1 pseudogene is annotated in these 698 nt (G+C 58.3%); it reads left to right on the plus strand.

What is annotated here, in order from left to right:
* Positions 1–25: 25 nt before the first annotated feature.
* Positions 26–698, plus strand: a pseudogene (locus CRD59_RS07530) (LPXTG cell wall anchor domain-containing protein); the annotation flags it as partial.

Consider the following 698-nt stretch of genomic DNA (forward strand, 5'->3'; position numbering starts at 1 on the left):
CGATGGGGGGTTCGGCGGCAACGCCATGTCCAGCATCAATGCGGCTTTCGCTGCCCAGGGTGTGACGATGCTGCCGAACGGCGTCGGCGTGGCCCAGCAGGCGCTGACGATGGCCAACACCAACTGCTCCAACCGCTTCAACGACGCCCACCCCAGTGAGGCAGGCAACGCACAATGTCGCGTAGTCGCGGTGGGCACTATGACCGGTCAGAATAAACAGTTTAGCGGCCAGGTGCACCACTTAAAGTCTGACTGGATGAATGGCTGGGTTAATACTGTGGTTGGTCATACCTATAGCAATAAGGGTGTGGGGTATCAGACCAATTACGAGTTCCAGGATCAGCCTGGCATGTCGGTGGACACGCTGGCTGATCAGTATTCGACGGATGATATATCCATTGTGGTGATCATGCTTAACCAGTATGAGCCTCGGTCCGAAACGCCTCCAGCTCCGCCCACCAAGGACGTGCCGGCTGGTACTAATGCGGATTCGATGCTGCATGATCAGGTCATCACGACTGGCACTGGACTGGGAGGCAAGCGGTTGAAGTTCACGGATTCGATTGACCCTGCGGGCCAGTCGTATGCGGTGGTGGCTCAATCGGTGACTGATACCACGACCGGCGCCGATATAAGTGGACAGTTCGATTTCGACGCGGCCGCTCCGGGGGCACACGCCACGTGGAAGGGCGGCGACT

The organism is Bifidobacterium xylocopae, from assembly GCF_003315615.1.
GTDB classification, from domain to species: Bacteria; Actinomycetota; Actinomycetes; order Actinomycetales; family Bifidobacteriaceae; genus Bombiscardovia; species Bombiscardovia xylocopae.